Genomic DNA, 17410 nt, shown 5'->3' on the forward strand with positions numbered 1-17410 from the left:
TGTCCGGAGACCCTCCGGACACCGCCTTCGCGCGTCCCGGGGCGGTGGACGCGCGGGCGGGGCGGAACGGGGGGTCCGGATGGACGAGACGATCAGGGTGCTGCTGGCCGACGACGAGGCCCTGCTGCGGGCCGGGGTGCGCGCGATCCTCGCCACCGCGCCCGGCATCGAGGTGGTCGCGGAGGCCGGGGACGGCCGCGCGGCGGTCGACCTCGCGCTGCGGCACCGCCCCGACGTCTGCCTCCTGGACATCCGCATGCCGCGCCTGGACGGCCTGGCCGCGGCCGCCGAACTCGCCACCGCCCTCCCGGAGACCGCGGTGGTCATGCTGACCACCTTCTCCGAGGACGAGCACATCGCCGGCGCGCTCGGCGCGGGCGCCGCCGGCTTCCTGCTCAAGACCGGCGATCCGCGGGAGCTCATCGCCGGGGTCCGGGCCGTCGCGGAGGGCGGCGCCTGCCTGGCCCCGTCGGTCGCCCGGCGGGTCATCTCCCATATGGCACCGGGGCAGTTGGGCCGGAGCGCGGCCGCCCGGGCCCGGGTCGCCGAGCTGACCCCGCGCGAACGCGAGGTGCTCGGCCTGGTCGGCGCCGGACTGTCCAACGCGGAGATCGCCCGGCGGCTCTTCCTGGTCGAGGGCACCGTCAAGGCGTACGTCAGCGCGGCCCTCGCCCGGCTGGGCGTCAAGAACCGCGTCCAGGCCGCGGTCCTCGCCCACGAGGCCGGCCTGGTCCCCGCCTCGTGAGACGTCTGCCGTCCCGGACCGCACTGTGGTCCTGGACGCGGCGCACGGACGCGGAACGGCTGCGCGCCCGGCTGCCCGGCCTCGCGCTGTGGCTGCTGCTGTGCGTACCGCCGCTGCTCTACGCCCTCGAAGACCCCGCAGGACCCGAGCGCTGGGCGACCCTGGCCGGCTTCCCGCTGCTCGCGCTGGCCGTGCTCGTCCGCCGGCGGGCACCGCTGGTGGCGGTCGCGGTGCCGGTCGTGCCGAGCCTGGTGCTGTCGGTGCAGCTGTTCACCGGTGCGTACGTCCTCGCCCTGGCCGTGCTGGGTTATCTCGCCGGGGTGCGGGTGGCCCGGGCCCGGCCCGCGCTGTGGTTCTTCACCGGCGTCGCGCTGGCCGGCGTACCGGTGTGCGCGCTGGCCGCCCGCACCCTGTGGCCGTGGTTCACCTTCCTGATGACGCTGCTGCTGAACGTGGTGCTGCCCTGGCTGCTGGGCCGCTACCGCCGCCAGTACGCCGAACTCGTCCGCACCGGCTGGCAGTTGGCCGACCGGATGGAGCGCGAGCAGCAGGCGGTGGCCGACCGCACCCGGCTGCGCGAACGGGCCCGGATCGCCGGCGACATGCACGACTCGCTCGGCCACGAGCTGGCGCTGATCGCGCTGCGGGCCGGCGCGCTGGAACTGGATCCGGAGCTGGCCGCGGACCGCCGGGCGGCGGCCGGTGAGCTGCGGGCGGCGGCCGGTGCGGCGACCGAGCGGCTGCGGGAGATCATCGGCGTGCTGCGGACGGACGACGAGGGCGCGCCCCGGCGGCCCGCGGACGAGAGCGTGACGGAGCTGGTGGCGCGCGCCCGGGCGTCGGGGATGACGGTGACGCTGGAGCAGCCGGGCGGGACGGACCAGGCCGGGGCGGCCGGCCTGCCCGGCATGACCGGGCCCGCCGTGCACCGGCTCGTCCAGGAGGCGCTCACCAACGCCGCCAAGCACGCCCCGGGCGCGGCCGTCCGGGTGCGGATCGAGCAGGCACAGGGGCAGCTTCGGGTCACCGTCACCAATGCCGCGCCGCCGCCCGGCCCCGCCCCGGCGGCGGTCTCCGGCGGCAGCGGACTGGTCGGCCTGGACGAACGGGTACGGCTGGCGGGCGGCGCCCTGCACAGCGGCCCGGCCCCCGACGGCGGCTTCACGGTCGCCGCCCGGCTCCCCCTCACCGGCGGCCCGCTCACCGGTTCCGATGCCCAGCGCCAACCGACCGCCGCCGCCCGGGAGTTGGACCGGGCCCGGCGCCAGGTGCGGCGGCGGCTGCGCCAGACGGTGACCGTCCCGCTCGCGGTGACCGCCGCGCTGCTGGTGCTGATGGGCGTCTTCGCCCTGGTCGGCACCGAGTGGACGATCCTGGACCGGGCGGACTACGACCGGCTGCACCCGGGCATGCCGCGCACACAGGTGGACGGCCTGGTGCCGTTCTTCCACCTGGACGTGCCCCCGGAAGGCACCCCCGCGCCGCCCCGCGGCTGGTCCTGCACGTACTACGGCATCGGCCCCGACACCGACGCCGCCTACGAGCTGTGCTTCGCCGAGGGCCGTCTGGTCAGGAAGGCCGTCGCCCACCGCCGGGACCGCTGACGCCCGGCAGCCCGCCACTCCCCCATCCGGGTGGCCCGGGCGGCGACCACGCCTCCGGGAGGCACGCCAACCAGCTCCAGGAGCAAGGAAGTTGGCGGGCATCGCGGGCCACACACACCTCCCTACCCGCGCGTTTCCCGATATGGCCGATTCCACCCCCTCATGCGCCCTTGTACGAGATCCCTCCTGGAGAGAGGCTGCGGTGTGGCGCCGACCGGCCGCGGCGCGACACCGGTACTTCCGCACACCGCAACTCCGCTGTGATCACACCTGAGTTGAGGAGGCGAACGCCGATCGTGTCCGCCCAGCTCCCGAGCCGTCCGCACCGAGCGGGCCGCGTGTCCGCGAGGCCGCACCGGGCCCCTGGCGCACTACCAGTGGTGCACCTTCCACCCGAGTTCATGTCCGCCGGTCGAGGGAAGGCTCATCGAGTACGCCCCGGCCGGCCGTGTTCTCCGCCAGCCGGGTGAAGCGGACAGGAGCCCCACGCCCGCACCCGGTCCCCCTCCCGTGGAGCGGATACAAAGGACAAAACCCCGCAAAGCGTCACAAGCCCCCAGGTGAGCCCATGATCGGTCGCATCCCTGTTCTGGACATCCGCCCGCAGATCGATTGCGGCCGCCGCCCGGCGAAGGCCGTGGTGGGCGAGACCTTCGAGGTCTCGGCCACGGTCTTCCGCGAAGGCCATGACGCGGTCGCGGCCAATGTGGTGCTGCGCAATCCCGCCGGCCGCTGCGGACCCTGGACACCGATGCAGGAACGGGCGCCCGGCACCGACCGCTGGAGCGCCGAGGTCACCCCGGACATCGAGGGCCGCTGGACCTTCACCGTCGAGGCCTGGTCGGACCCACTGGCCACCTGGCGCAAGCACGCCGCGGTCAAGATCCCGGCGGGCATCGACACCGAGCTGGTCCTCGCCGAGGGCGCCGAGCTGCACGAGCGGGCGGCCGCCGACGTCCCCAAGAGCGACGGCCGGGAGGCGGTGCTGGCCGCCGTGGACGCCCTGCGCGATCCGAAGCTGCCCGCCGCCACCCGGCTCGCCGCGGCGCTCGCCCCGCAGGTCATCGAGGCCCTGGGCCGCCACCCGCTGCGCGAACTGCTCACCGTCTCGCGCCCGATGCCACTGGTCGTCGAGCGCCGCCGGGCGCTGTACGGCTCGTGGTACGAACTCTTCCCGCGCTCCGAGGGCGCGGTGGTCACCCCGGACGGCACGGCCGTCAGCGGCACCCTGCGCACCGCCGCCGAACGCCTCCCGGCCGTGGCCGCCATGGGCTTCGACGTCGTCTACCTCCCGCCCGTCCACCCCATCGGCACGTCCTTCCGCAAAGGCCCCAACAATTCCCTGTCGGCCGGCCCGGACGACGTCGGCTCCCCCTGGGCGATCGGCTCGGCGGCCGGCGGGCACGACGCGCTCCACCCCGACCTGGGCACCTTCGAGGACTTCGAGCATTTCGTGCGCACCGCCCGTGACCTGCGGATGGAGGTCGCCCTGGACTTCGCGCTGCAGTGCTCGCCGGACCACCCCTGGGTCACCCTGCACCCGCAGTGGTTCCACCACCGCTCCGACGGCTCGATCGCGTACGCCGAGAACCCGCCGAAGAAGTACCAGGACATCTATCCGCTCGCCTTCGACGCCGACTTCCGCGGGCTGGTCCGCGAGACCGAGCGGCTGCTGCGCTTCTGGATGGGCAAGGGCGTACGGATCTTCCGGGTGGACAATCCGCACACCAAACCGGTGGCCTTCTGGGAGAAGGTCATCGGCGACATCAACCGCACCGACCCGGACGTGCTCTTCCTCGCCGAGGCGTTCACCCGCCCCGCGATGGTGCACACCCTCGCCCAGATCGGCTTCCAGCAGTCGTACACGTACTTCACCTGGCGCAACACCAAGCAGGAGCTGACCGAGTACCTCACCGAGCTGTCCGGCGCATCCGCCGCCTATCTGCGGCCCAACTTCTTCGTCAACACCCCGGACATCCTCCACGCCTACCTCCAGGAGGGCGGCCGCCCCGCCTTCGAGATCCGTGCCGTGCTGGCCGCCACCCTGTCCCCCACCTGGGGCGTCTACGCCGGATACGAGCTCTGCGAGTCGACCGCGGTACGCCCCGGCAGCGAGGAGTACCTCGACTCGGAGAAGTACCAACTCAGGCCGCGCGACTGGGATGCGGCGGCGAAGGAGGGGCGTACCATCGCCCCGCTGATCACCGCCCTGAACCGCATCCGCCGCCGGCACCCTGCCCTGCAGCAGCTCCGCAACCTGCACTTCCATCCCGTGGACAACGACGCCGTGCTCGCGTTCTCCAAGCGCGCGGGGCACGGCGACGGGACCGACACGGTGCTCACGGTGGTCAACCTCGACCCGCACCACACCCACGAGGCGACGGTGTCGTTGGACATGCCGGAACTCGGCCTCGGCCGGCACGAGTCCTTCCCGGTGCGCGACGAGCTCACCGGCGATACCTACCACTGGGGCAGGGACAACTATGTGCGCCTGGAGCCGGGCCGCTCACTCGCGCCCGCCCATGTGCTGTCGCTGCGACCGTCCTCACCGATCGGAGGGTCACCCAATTGATCGTCAATGAGCCTGTCCCCGACACGTTCGAGGACACCCCGGCCAAGGACCGCGATCCCGACTGGTTCAAACGGGCCGTCTTCTACGAAGTCCTGGTGCGCTCGTTCCAGGACAGCAACGGCGACGGCATCGGTGACCTCAAGGGCCTCACCGCGAAGCTCGACTACCTGCAGTGGCTGGGGGTGGACTGCCTCTGGCTGCCCCCGTTCTTCAAATCGCCGCTGCGGGACGGTGGTTACGACGTCGCCGACTACACCGCGGTACTCCCCGAATTCGGCGATCTCGCGGATTTCGTGGAATTCGTGGACGCCGCACACCACCGCGGCATGCGGGTCATCATCGACATGGTGATGAACCACACCAGCGACCAGCACCCGTGGTTCCAGGAATCCCGCAGCGACCCGAACGGCCCCTACGGCGACTATTACGTCTGGGCGGACGACGACAAGCAGTACGCCGACGCCCGGATCATCTTCGTCGACACCGAGGCCTCCAACTGGACCTTCGATCCGGTCCGCAAGCAGTACTACTGGCACCGTTTCTTCTCCCACCAGCCGGACCTCAATTACGAGAACCCGGCGGTCCAGGAGGAGATGATCTCCGCCCTGCGCTTCTGGCTGGACCTGGGCATCGACGGCTTCCGGCTCGACGCGGTGCCCTACCTCTACGCCGAGGAGGGCACCAACTGCGAGAACCTGCCCGCCTCGCACGCCTTCCTCAAGCGGGTCCGGACCGAGATCGACAAGCACTACCCGGACACCGTGCTGCTGGCCGAGGCCAATCAATGGCCGGAGGACGTCGTCGACTACTTCGGTGACTACGGGGTCGGCGGCGACGAATGCCATATGGCATTCCATTTCCCGGTCATGCCGCGCATCTTCATGGCGGTGCGCCGCGAATCGCGCTATCCGGTCTCGGAAATCCTCGCCAAGACCCCGGCGATCCCGTCCGGCTGCCAGTGGGGCATCTTCCTCCGCAACCACGACGAGCTGACCCTCGAAATGGTCACGGACGAAGAGCGGGACTACATGTACGCGGAGTACGCCAAGGACCCGCGGATGCGGGCCAACATCGGCATCCGCCGCCGGCTGGCCCCGCTGCTCGACAACGACCGCAACCAGATCGAGCTGTTCACCGCCCTGCTGCTGTCGCTGCCCGGTTCGCCGATCCTCTACTACGGCGACGAGATCGGCATGGGCGACAACATCTGGCTCGGCGACCGGGACGCGGTGCGCACCCCGATGCAGTGGACCCCGGACCGCAACGCCGGATTCTCCTCCTGCGACCCGGGCCGGCTGTTCCTGCCGACCATCATGGACCCGGTCTACGGCTACCAGGTCACCAACGTCGAGGCCGCGATGAGTTCGCCGTCCTCGCTGCTGCACTGGACCCGCCGGATGATCGAGATCCGCAAGCAGAACCCGGCCTTCGGCCTCGGCAGCTACACCGAGCTGTCCTCCACCAATCCGGCGGTGCTGGCCTTCCTGCGGGCCTCGCCGGGCACCGGCGGCGCGGACGACGACCTGGTGCTGTGCGTCCACAACTTCTCCCGCTTCGCCCAGCCGACCGAGCTGGACCTGCGGGCGTTCAGCGGCCGCCATCCGGTGGAACTCATCGGCGGCGTCCGCTTCCCGGCCATCGGGGAACTGCCGTACCTGCTCACCCTCGCGGGTCACGGCTTCTACTGGTTCCGGCTGCGCAAAAACACCACCTAGTGCCCCGGCCCTGACCGGGCACGGGCACCGAGCATCCCGCCCGTACGCGGCCGCATACCGCGTACGGGCGTTTTTCGACCTTTCGCTCGGGCAGTCTCCTTACTACCGCACGGGCCGGGTGAGCCCTCGGTGGTCCCCGGTTCGAGGGGGACCGCCGCGCAGCGGACACGTGCACCGGAAGACCGCTGCCGTACGGACGATCCCGACACCCCCGCCGGGAGGATCTTCACACCCTCCGTCCGGGGGTACCGCCACCGCGCCACCGCACAGTGAAGGCCGTATTCCGGGACACTTTGCCCTACCTTCGTGTGCCCGGGGAAAGGACGCGACGCCATGTCGGACACCGCCCCGACCCGTGCCACCCGTAACACCCCTGACCACCGTCAGCTCGTCACCGCCCCCGATCTGCTCTCCTCGCTGGCACCGCTGCTCGCCGAATGGGTTCCCCGCCAACGCTGGTTCGCCGGCAAGGGGCGGCTGCTCACCGGCTTCTCCCTGCTGTCCGCGACCGAGCTGCTGCCGTGCACCGGCGACGGGACCTCGCCCGGCCTGCTCCAGCTTCTGGTCCGGGCCCAGCAGAGCTCCCCGCCGAGCCGCACCCCGGCCGGCGGGGACCGCTACCAGCTGCTGCTCGGGGTGCATCCGGCGCCGCCGCCCCAGCTGGCACCGGCGGTGATCGGCCGGCCCGGCGGCGGCCCGCTGCGCGGCCGGGTGGTCTACGACGCCCTGCTGGACAACCGGCTCTGCGGGCTGCTGCTGGAACGGCTGCGGATCCCCGGGCGGCTCGGGGGCCTGCGCTTCTGCCGCGAACCCGGCGCGGACATCCCCTCCGGCCTGCCGGCCCGGCCGATCGCCGTCGAGCAGTCCAACTCCTCGATCGTGTACGGGGATACGTTCATCCTGAAGGTCTTCCGGCGGGTCGAGCCGGGCATCAACCCCGATCTGGAACTGCCCCGGGCACTGGCGGACGCCAAGTGCGCCCGGGTCCCGGCACCGGCCGCGTGGTTCGAGTCGGCGGTCGCCGAGGAGAACGGCGAGGCGACCACGCTGGGCGTGCTCCAGCCGTTCCTGCCCGGCTCGGCGGACGGCTGGCAGCTGGCCCTCAACGCGCTGGCCGTCCGCGCCGACTTCACCGGCTCGGCCCGGGCTCTCGGGCACGCCACCGCTGAGGTACACACCGCGCTGGCCCAGACGCTGCCGACCACCGAGCTGCGCCGCCCGCAGCTGGACCTGATCGCGGCGCAGATGATCGAGCGGCTGGAGGCCACCGCCCGGGCCGTACCCGTGCTCCAGCCCTACCGCGCACGGCTGCGCACCGCCTTCGACGCGCTGGCCGCCGTCGGGCACGACGGCCGCAGCTGGGCCGCCCAGCGCATCCACGGCGATCTGCACCTGGGCCAGACGCTGCGCTCGGCCGACGAGGGCCGCTGGTCGCTGATCGACTTCGAGGGCGAACCGGCCCGTCCGCTGGCCGAGCGGCGCAAGCTGCAGCCCGCGGTGCGGGACGTCGCGGCGATGCTGCGGTCCTTCGACTACGCGGCGCGCAGCGGGCCGGCCGGCGCGGACCCCTGGGCGCTGGAGTGGGCCCGGCGCACCCGGGCCGCGTACTGCCTGGGCTACGCCGAGGCCGGCGGGCTCGATCCGCGCTCCGCGCCCGAGCTGATGCGGGCCTACGAGACCGACAAGGCGGTCTACGAGGTGCTCTACGAGGCCCGGCACCGGCCCGACTGGCTGTCCGTCCCGATGGCCGCCGTCCGGCGGCTGGCGGCGGGCGGCGAACCGGCGGTGGGCGTGGACGGGACCGGCCCGCCCTGACCGACCTCCCTGACCCGACGACGCGCTCCCGCCCCGCCCGCCGACGCACCGACGCACCGCCGACGCCCGCCCCGCCCCGAGGAGGCCCCGCCCGTGACCGCCGCCCCACCGCCGTCCCGCCCCACCCCTCCCGACCCCGCATCCACGCCGGACAGGGCCGCCGAGAGCGCGACCGGGGCCGCCGCCCCCGGCACCGGGACCGCGGCCCCCGGCAGCCCCGGCGCCCCGGCGTCCGGCACCCGTCCGCCCGCGCCCCGGGAGGCGGCCGCCGGGCCCGACCGGGCGGCCGGGACCACGGCCGGTACGGCGCGGCAGCCCGCCGCTGCCCGGCCGGGCAGCGGCAGCCGCGGCGTACGGCCCGCCACCCCGCTGTCGGACGAGGACCGCGGCCGGCTGCTGGCCGGCGCGCACCACGACCCGCACGCGCTGCTCGGCGCCCACCCGGTGCGCGGCGGACTGCTCGTCCGTACGCTGCGGCCCCTCGCGCGCGGCGTCACCGTCCTGGCGGACGGGCTGCGCGCCGAACTGCACTCCGAGGGCGACGGGCTGTTCGCCGGTGTGCTGCCGCTGCGCACCGTCCCGGAGTACCGGCTGCTGGTCGACTACGGCGAGAGCTCCGCGACCGTGCACGACCCGTACCGCTTCCTGCCCGCGCTGGGCGAACTCGACCTGCACCTGTTCGGCGAGGGCCGGCACGAGCAGCTCTGGCAGGCGCTGGGCGCCCACGTCATGGACCACCAGGGCGTGACCGGCACCCGCTTCACCGTGTGGGCGCCCAACGCGCAGGGCGTCCGGGTCGTCGGCAACTTCAACTACTGGGACGGCGCCGGCCACCCGATGCGGTCGCTGGGATCCTCCGGTGTCTGGGAGCTGTTCCTGCCGGGTCTCGGCGAGGGTGAGCTGTACAAGTTCGAGATCACCCGGCCGGACGGCTCGCGGACGGTACGCGCCGACCCGATGGCCCGGCGGACCGAGTGCCCGCCCGCCACCGCCTCGGTCGTGCACACCTCGCACCACCGCTGGCAGGACGACGACTGGATGGCGCACCGCGGCCGACGGCCGGTCCATCAGGCACCGTTCTCGGTCTACGAGGTGCACCTGGCGTCCTGGCGCCCCGGCCTCACCTACCGGCAGCTCGCCGCGCAGCTGCCCGCCTACGTCAAGGACCTGGGCTTCACCCACGTCGAGTTCATGCCGGTCGCCGAGCACCCCTTCGGCGGGTCCTGGGGCTACCAGGTGACCGGCTTCTACGCGCCCACGGCCAGGATGGGCACGCCCGACGACTTCAAGTTCCTGATCGACGCCCTGCACCGGGCAGGCATCGGCGTGCTGATGGACTGGGTGCCGGCGCACTTCCCGCGCGACGACTGGGCGCTGGCGGAGTTCGACGGGCGGCCGCTGTACGAGCCGCAGGACCCGTCCCGGGCCGCGCACCCCGACTGGGGCACCCTGGAATTCGACTACGGCCGCACGGAGGTCCGCAACTTCCTGGTGGCCAACGCGGTGTACTGGTGCGAGGAGTTCCACATCGACGGGCTGCGGGTGGACGCGGTCGCCTCGATGCTCTACCTCGACTACTCCCGCGAGGACGGCGGCTGGACCCCGAACGTCAACGGCGGCCGGGAGAACCTCGACGCGGTCGCCTTCCTCCAGGAGATGAACGCCACGGTCTACCGGCGCTGCCCCGGTGTCGTCACCATCGCCGAGGAGTCCACCGCCTGGGACGGCGTCACCCGGGCCACCCACCACGTCGGGCCCGGCGGCTTCGGCGGTCTGGGCTTCGGCCTGAAGTGGAACATGGGCTGGATGCACGACTCGCTCGGCTACGTCTCCAAGGAGCCGGTGCACCGCAAGTACCACCACGGCGAGATGACCTTCTCGATGATCTACGCCTACTCCGAGAACTACGTGCTGCCGATCTCGCACGACGAGGTGGTGCACGGCAAGCAGGCGCTGGTGTCGAAGATGCCCGGGGACTGGTGGCAGCAGCGCGCCAACCACCGGGCGTACCTGGGCTTCATGTGGGCCCACCCGGGCAAGCAACTCCTCTTCATGGGGCAGGAGTTCGCGCAGGGCGCGGAGTGGGCGGAGAGCCACGGCCCGGACTGGTGGCTGCTCGACCCGTCGTACGAGGCCGAGCCGGACCACCGGGGCGTGCGCGATCTGGTCCGGGACCTGAACCGGCACTACGTCGCGACCCCGGCGCTGTGGGAGCGGGACACCGAACCGGCCGGTTTCCAGTGGATCGACGGGGACGCGCGCGAGGACAACGTCTTCTCGTTCCTCCGTTTCGCCGCCGACGGTGCGCCGCTGGTGTCGGTCAGCAACTTCTCGCCGGTCGTCCGGCACGCGTACCGGACCGGCGTCCCGGACGACGTCCCGGCCTGGCGCGAGGTGCTCAACACCGACGCACCGCGCTACGGCGGCAGCGGTGTGGGCAACCCCGATCCGCTGAAGACGGAAACGGTCCCCTGGAACGGGCGGACCAGTTCCGTCTCGCTGGTGCTGCCGCCGCTGGCCACGATCTGGCTCCGGCCGGCGTAGGCGTTCCGGCCGGCCACCGAAGGGGCGGGCGCCGCGACCGGCGTCCCGCCCCTTCTCCCCTCCTCGCGGCCGGGCGTCTCCCGCGGCCGGGTGCTCAGACCGTGGCGGACTCCTTCGAACCGCCGTCCCGGGGGCCGGCGACCACGGCGGGCGGCGCCGGTTCCGCGGCCGGGCCGTGCGCGTCGACGGACAGCGTCTTCTCGTCGAACGGGATCCGGCCGGCCAGCACCTCGGCCGCCCGGCCCGTGTCGATCTCCTTGGTCCAGGTCCCGATGAGCACGGTGGCGACCGCGTTGCCCGCGAAGTTGGTCAGCGCCCGGGCCTCGCTCATGAAGCGGTCGATGCCGACGATCAGGCCGACGCCGTCGACCAGTTCGGGGCGGTGCGACTGCAGCCCGCCGGCCAGCGTGGCCAGCCCCGCGCCGGTGACGCCGGCGGCCCCCTTGGACGCGATGATCATGAAGACCAGCAGGGAGACCTGCTGTCCGAGCGAGAGCGGCTTGCCCATCGCCTCGGCCACGAACAGCGAGGACATCGTCAGGTAGATCGCGGTGCCGTCGAGGTTGAAGCTGTAGCCGGTCGGGACGGTGATGCCGACCACCGGCTTGCTGACGCCCAGGTGCTCCATCTTCGCGATCAGCCGGGGCAGCGCCGACTCCGAGGAGGACGTCGACAGGATCAGCAGGAACTCCCGGGCGAGGTACTTCAGCAGCAGGAAGATGTTGATCCCGGCGACCAGCCGGAGCAACGCGCCGAGCACCACGATCACGAAGACCAGGCAGGTGAGGTAGAAGCCGGCCATGATGATGGCCAGCGACTTCAGCGCGTCCAGGCCGGTCTCGCCGACCACCGCCGCCATCGCGCCGAAGGCACCCACCGGCGCCGCCCACATGATCATGGCCAGGACCCGGAAGACCAGCTTCTGCAGGTGCCCGACACCGCGCAGCACCGGCTCGCCCGCCGAGCCCAGTGCCTGCAGGGCGAAGCCGACCAGCAGCGCCACCAGCAGGGTCTGCAGCACCTCGCCCTGGGTGAAGGCCGAGACCAGCGTCTTGGGGATCATGCCGAGCAGGAAGTCGGGCAGCGATTCGGCGCTGCCGGAGGTCTGCGCGTGGCCCGCGTGCCGTACGGACTCGGTCAGGTGCAGCCCGGAGCCGGGCTCCAGGACGTTCCCGACGACCAGGCCGATGGCCAGCGCGACGGTGGACATCACCATGAAGTAGCCGAGGGCCAGTCCGCCCACCGCGCCGACCTTGGCGGCCTTACGGACCGAGCCGACGCCCAGCACGATGGTGCAGAAGATGACGGGCGAGATCATCATCTTGATCAGGTTCACGAACCCGGTACCGAGCGGCTTGAGCTCGACGGCGACACCGGGGGCGGCGAAGCCCACGATGATGCCGAGGAGCACCGCCCCGATCACGGCGATGTAGAGGAAGTGGGTCCGGTCCCGCTTCACCGGCGCGGCTTCCTCGGTGGTCACCCCGGACGGTGGGGTCTGTGCAGCCACGGCTGCCTCCTGACGGTCTACGGTCCTGCGCCCGATCTGCGGCTCCGGCGCTCAACGAGTCCCGGTGACTATGCAGGGCCGGTGTGGCGCCCGTCACCCTTACGTGCATTTCGTTCACGCAAAAGTGACCCGGCAGACTGTTCCGTATGCGACTCCCCCGATACCGCGGGCCCCGGTGGCCCGGCCGGCTGCGCGGTCCGCGCAGTCTGGCCGGCCAGCTCTTCGCCATGCAGGTGGTGCTGGTCGCGGTGGTCGTGGTGGGCTGCGCCGTGTTCGCGTACCTCAGTGCCGGGCGGCAGGCGGAGGAGACGGCGCGGCGGCAGGCGACCGCGGCGGCCACCGCCGTGGCCGACTCCCCGGCCGTGGTGGCGGCGGCCCGCACCAAGAACCCCACGGCCACGCTGCAGCCGTACGCCGAGCGGCTGCGGCGGGACGCGGGGGTGGACTTCGTGGTGGTGATGGCTCCGGACGGGACGCGCTGGACGCATCCGCAGCCGTCCGCGATCGGCGGGAAGTACCTGGGGCACATCGGCCCGGCGCTGCACGGCCGGATCTTCCCGGAGACGCACCTGGGCGTGCTCGGCCCGTCCGTGCGGGTGGTCGCCCCGGTCCGCGATCCGCAGGCCGGCGGCCGGATCACCGCGCTGGTCAGCTCGGGGATCACGATCAAGACGATCAGCCGGCAGCTGCGCGAGCAGGTGCTCGCGGTGGTCGGGGTGGCCGCGGCGGCGCTGGTGCTGGGCGGTGCGGGCACGTACGTGATCAACGCCCGGCTGCGCCGGCACACCCACGGCATGAACGCCCAGGAACTCGGCCGGATGCACGACTACCACCAGGCGGCGCTGCACGCCGTGCGCGAGGGGCTGCTGATGCTGGACGGGCGGCGCCGGGTCGCGCTCATCAACGACGGCGGGCGGGAGCTGCTGGGCCTTTCCGGGGACGCGGTGGGCCGGGCGGTGACCGAGCTGGGGCTGCCGGAGCCGCTGACCGAGGCGCTGCTGGCGTCCGGGCCGCGGGTCGACGAGCTGCATCTGACCCGCGACCGGGTGCTGGTGGTCAACTCCGCGCCGGTCTCCGGCGGCGAGCAGCGCGGCAGCGTCGTCACCCTGCGGGACCACACCGAACTGCAGGCGCTCTCCGGCGAGTTGGACTCGGTGCGGGGCTTCGCGGAAGCACTGCGTTCGCAGGCGCACGAGGCCGCCAACCGGCTGCACACCGTGGTCTCGCTGATCGAGCTGGGCCGGGCCGAGGAGGCGGTGACGTTCGCCACCGCCGAGCTGGAACTGGCGCAGGCGCTGACCGACCAGGTCGTCGGGGCGGTCGCCGAGCCGGTGCTGGCCGCACTGCTGCTGGGCAAGGCCGCCCAGGCCAACGAGCGCGGGGTGGAGCTGACGCTGACGCCGGACAGCCGGATCGACGACGGGGTGCTGCCGCCCGGGCTGCCGGCCCGGGACCTGGTGACCGTGCTGGGCAACCTCCTCGACAACGCCATCGACGCCGCGGCCCCGGGCCCGGAGCACGCCCCGGCCGAGCCGCCGCAGGTGCGGGTCAGCGCCCGCGCGGACGGCGGCGAGCTGCTGCTGCGGGTGGCGGACAACGGGCCGGGGGTGGCCGCGGAGGCCGCCGAGGAGATCTTCCGGCGGGGCTGGAGCACCAAGCAGGGGGCGGCCGGCCGCGGGCTGGGGCTGGCCCTGGTGCGGCAGGCGGTGCGGCGCAACGGCGGCACCGTGACCCTGGAGCGGGCGGCGGAGGGCGGCGCGCGGTTCACCGTACGGCTGCCGCTGCGGACCGGGGCGACGGCATGATCCGGGTATGCGGGCCGGCCGGCCCGGCCGAGGGAGGTGGGCGGTGGTGAGACCCTCCGACATCCGGGTGCTGGTCGTCGAGGACGATCCGGTGGCCGCCGACGCGCACGCGCTGTACGTCGGGCGGGTGCCCGGCTTCACCGTGTCCGGCACCGCGCACTCCATGGGCGACGCCCGCCGCCACCTCGACCAGCACCCGGTCGATCTGCTGCTGCTGGACCTGTATCTGCCCGACGGGCACGGGCTGCAGCTGGTGCGGACGCTGCGCGCGGCCGGGCACGGCGCCGACATCATCGCGGTCACCTCGGCCCGCGATCTGACGATGGTCCGGGAGGGCGTCTCGCTGGGGGTGGTGCAGTACGTGCTGAAGCCGTTCACCTTCGCCACGCTGCGGGACCGGCTCACCCGGTACGCCGAGTTCCGCGCCACGAGCGGGGAGGCCAGCGGGCAGGACGAGGTGGACCGGGCGATCGCCGCGCTGCGCGCCCCGCGGCCGGCCGCGCTGCCCAAGGGGCTGACCGCGGCCACCCTGCGGGCGGTGACCGATGTGCTGCGGGCCGCCGAGCGCGGGCTGACCGCGGCCGAGGCCGCCGCCGACGTGGGCATTTCCCGGATCACCGCGCGCCGCTATCTGGAGCATCTGGTGGACGGCGGCCGGGCGGTCCGCGCCCCGCAGTACGGCCAGGTCGGCCGGCCCGAATTGCGCTACCGCTGGTCGGGCCATTGACCCGCTGTGACCGGTGACTTACGTTCAGCGGGCAGCACACCATGGTGAGTTGACCGTGAGTTGACCGTGGTCCCGCAGGAGGTCTGCCGTGCGCCCCACCGCTCCGCTGATTCTGCTCGCCGCCGCCGTCGTCGCCGCCGGGACGCTCACCGGCTGCGGCAGTGGGTCCGGGAGCGACAAGGACACCGTCAAGGTCGCCTTCATCAAGGACACCAACGCCAAGGTCACGGTCCGGGACGACTACGTCCGCCTGGTGGCCCGGCAGTTCGAGAAGGACAACCCGGGCAAGAAGGTCCGGCTGATCCCGATCCAGGCGTCGGAGAACGACTACTACACCAAGATCCAGCAGATGATGCGCTCCCCCAGGACCGCCCCGGACCTGGTCTACGAGGACACCTTCCTGGTCAACTCCGACATCAAGGCGGGGCTGCTGCGGCCGCTGGACGCGCAGGTGAAGGGCTGGGCCGACTGGCGGCAGTTCGAGCCGGCCGCGAAGGCCGCGGCCCGGGGGCAGGACGGGAAGACGTACGGCGTCCCGGACGGTACGGACACCCGCGGGCTGTGGTTCAACAAGAAGATCTTCCGCCGGGCCGGGCTGCCGGCGAACTGGCGGCCGAGGACCTGGGACGAGGTGCTGGCCGCGGCCCGGACGATCAAGAAGAAGGTCCCCGGGGTGATCCCGCTGAACGTCTTCACCGGCAAGGGCGCGGGCGAGGCGGCCGTGATGCAGGGCTTCGAGATGCTGCTGTACGGCACGGGGCAGGACCCGCTGTACGACCCGCGGGCCAAGAAGTGGGTCACCGGCAGCAAGGGCTTCCGGGACAGCCTGTCCTTCATCGACACCGTCTACAAGGAGAAGCTCGGCCCCGACGTCTCCGACGCCCTCAGCCCCAACATCCAGACCAATGTGGCCGCCGAGCTGCTCCCCGAGGAGAAGCTGGCGATCGATCTGGACGGCTCGTGGCTGGGCCAGCAGTGGCAGAAGACCGGCGGCGGCAATCCCTGGCCGCAGTGGTCGACGACGCTGGGCCAGGCGCCGTTCCCCACCCGGCACGGTGACCCGCCGGGCACGGTGAGCCTGGCCGGCGGCTGGACCTGGTCGATACCGCGGCGGGCCCAACAGCCCGATCTTGCCTGGAAGTTGATCCAGACCTTCCAGTCGAGGGCGAACGCCCTGGAGTGGTGCGTACGGGGTGCGCAGATCTCCGTGCGGAAGGACGTCGCGGCCGATCCGCGCTATCTGAGGTCCGTCCCCGGCATCGGCTTCTTCACCTCGCTGGTGAAGGTCAGCCACTTCCGTCCCGCGCTGCCCGAGTACCCGAAGGTCGCGGCGGCGATCGGGGAGGCGATGGAGGCGGTCACCGCCGACGACGCCTCCCCGGCCGAGGCCGCCAAGGACTACGACGAGGGCCTCGGTGCGCTCGTGGACGGCCGGACCGTCGCCCGGCCGTGACCGGCACCGTCGCCGGCGCCCGGACCGCCGCCCCCGCCCGTACGCCGCGGGCCGTCCCGGTCCGCACCCGGCTGCTGCGCTGGTCCCCGCTGCTCCCGGCCACCGTCCTGCTGCTGCTCTTCCTGGCCGGCCCGATCGCCTACTGCGTCTACCTCGCCTTCACCGACACCCAGCTGACCGGCCAGGAGTCGGCGTCCTTCGTGGGCCTGGCCAACTTCCGGCGGGCGTTCGGCGATCCGGGGTTCCGCAACGCGGTGGTGCTGACGCTGGTGTTCACGGTGGTCTCCTCGATCCTCGGGCAGAACACCCTCGGCCTGGCGCTGGCCGGTCTGATGCGGCGCGCCTCACGTCCCGTACGGGTGCTGACCGGCGCCGTGGTGATCACCGCCTGGGTGCTCCCGGAGATCGTCGCCGGCTTCCTGTTGTACACGTTCTTCGAGCGGCGCGGCACCCTGAACGCGGTGCTGTCCTGGCTCCAGCTGCCCACCCAGAACTGGCTGTTCACGCTGCCGATCCTGGCGGTGTCGTTCGCCAACGTCTGGCGCGGTACGGCGTTCTCGATGCTGATCTACTCCGCGGCGCTGTCCGGGATCCCGCCGGAGGTCACCGAGTCCGCCGAGGTGGACGGCGCGGGCGGGCTGCGCCGGCTGTGGCACATCACGCTGCCGATGATCCGCCGCTCCATCGGCACGAACCTGATGCTCAACACCCTGCAGACGCTCTCCGTCTTCGGGCTGATCTGGGCGATGACCCGGGGCGGCCCGGGCAACCGCAGCCAGACGCTGCCGGTGTTCATGTACGACCAGGCGTTCCTGAAGTCGCTGATCGGCTACGGCACCGCGGTGGCGCTGCTGTTGCTGCTGGTGGGCGCGGTGTTCGCGGCCGGCTGGCTGCGCCTGATGCGCGAGGAGGTCTGAGGC

Annotated in this window: 11 protein-coding genes; 10 read left to right on the top strand and 1 reads right to left on the bottom strand. The window is 72.6% G+C overall.

The window, feature by feature from the left end; all coding sequences use genetic code 11:
* Positions 1 to 79 precede the first annotated feature (79 nt).
* From ACZ7MX_RS32835 to glgB, 6 genes are all read left to right on the top strand, one after another.
* Positions 80 to 745, top strand: a complete 666-nt coding sequence (locus ACZ7MX_RS32835) for a response regulator transcription factor (RefSeq protein ID WP_472137442.1) — start codon at positions 80 to 82, stop codon at positions 743 to 745.
* A complete protein-coding gene (locus tag ACZ7MX_RS32840) occupies positions 742 to 2349 on the top strand; it encodes a sensor histidine kinase (RefSeq protein ID WP_472137444.1) in 1608 nt (535 codons plus the stop codon). Before ACZ7MX_RS32835 ends, ACZ7MX_RS32840 begins: the two co-directional genes overlap by 4 nt.
* A gap of 568 nt (positions 2350 to 2917) precedes the next feature.
* Positions 2918 to 4921, top strand: coding sequence for an alpha-1,4-glucan--maltose-1-phosphate maltosyltransferase (locus ACZ7MX_RS32845; protein WP_472137446.1), 2004 nt, complete (start codon positions 2918 to 2920; stop codon positions 4919 to 4921).
* Entirely contained in the window at positions 4918 to 6636 is a 1719-nt protein-coding gene (treS, locus tag ACZ7MX_RS32850; RefSeq protein ID WP_472137448.1) for a maltose alpha-D-glucosyltransferase, read from the top strand. The genes ACZ7MX_RS32845 and treS overlap by 4 nt, the downstream gene beginning before the upstream one ends.
* 333 nt (positions 6637 to 6969) lie before the next feature.
* Positions 6970 to 8451, top strand: a complete 1482-nt coding sequence (locus ACZ7MX_RS32855) for a maltokinase N-terminal cap-like domain-containing protein (RefSeq protein ID WP_472137450.1) — start codon at positions 6970 to 6972, stop codon at positions 8449 to 8451.
* A gap of 93 nt (positions 8452 to 8544) precedes the next feature.
* Positions 8545 to 10995, top strand: a complete 2451-nt coding sequence (glgB, locus tag ACZ7MX_RS32860) for a 1,4-alpha-glucan branching enzyme (RefSeq protein ID WP_472137452.1) — start codon at positions 8545 to 8547, stop codon at positions 10993 to 10995.
* A 94-nt stretch (positions 10996 to 11089) separates the two neighbouring features.
* Here the strand turns inward: glgB and ACZ7MX_RS32865 are convergent, their stop codons facing one another.
* Entirely contained in the window at positions 11090 to 12505 is a 1416-nt protein-coding gene (locus ACZ7MX_RS32865; protein ID WP_472137454.1) for a cation:dicarboxylate symporter family transporter, read from the bottom strand.
* 146 nt (positions 12506 to 12651) lie between these two features.
* Between ACZ7MX_RS32865 and ACZ7MX_RS32870 the strand changes: the two genes are divergently transcribed.
* The 4 genes from ACZ7MX_RS32870 (at position 12652) to ACZ7MX_RS32885 (ending at position 17407) form a co-directional block, all read left to right on the top strand.
* Entirely contained in the window at positions 12652 to 14310 is a 1659-nt protein-coding gene (locus tag ACZ7MX_RS32870; RefSeq protein WP_472137456.1) for a sensor histidine kinase, read from the top strand.
* A 46-nt stretch (positions 14311 to 14356) separates the two neighbouring features.
* Entirely contained in the window at positions 14357 to 15037 is a 681-nt protein-coding gene (locus ACZ7MX_RS32875) for a response regulator (protein WP_030811718.1), read from the top strand.
* Between the two features lie 88 nt (positions 15038 to 15125).
* Complete coding sequence (locus tag ACZ7MX_RS32880) at positions 15126 to 16490, top strand: extracellular solute-binding protein (protein WP_472137458.1); 1365 nt, start codon at positions 15126 to 15128, stop codon at positions 16488 to 16490.
* The gene (locus ACZ7MX_RS32885) at positions 16487 to 17407 is read left to right on the top strand and encodes a carbohydrate ABC transporter permease (protein WP_472137460.1); all 921 of its coding nucleotides are present in this window, start codon (positions 16487 to 16489) and stop codon (positions 17405 to 17407) included. Before ACZ7MX_RS32880 ends, ACZ7MX_RS32885 begins: the two co-directional genes overlap by 4 nt.
* The last annotated feature ends 3 nt before the right edge of the window (positions 17408 to 17410 follow it).

The sequence above is a fragment of the Streptomyces sp. NPDC107765 genome, assembly GCF_055657085.1.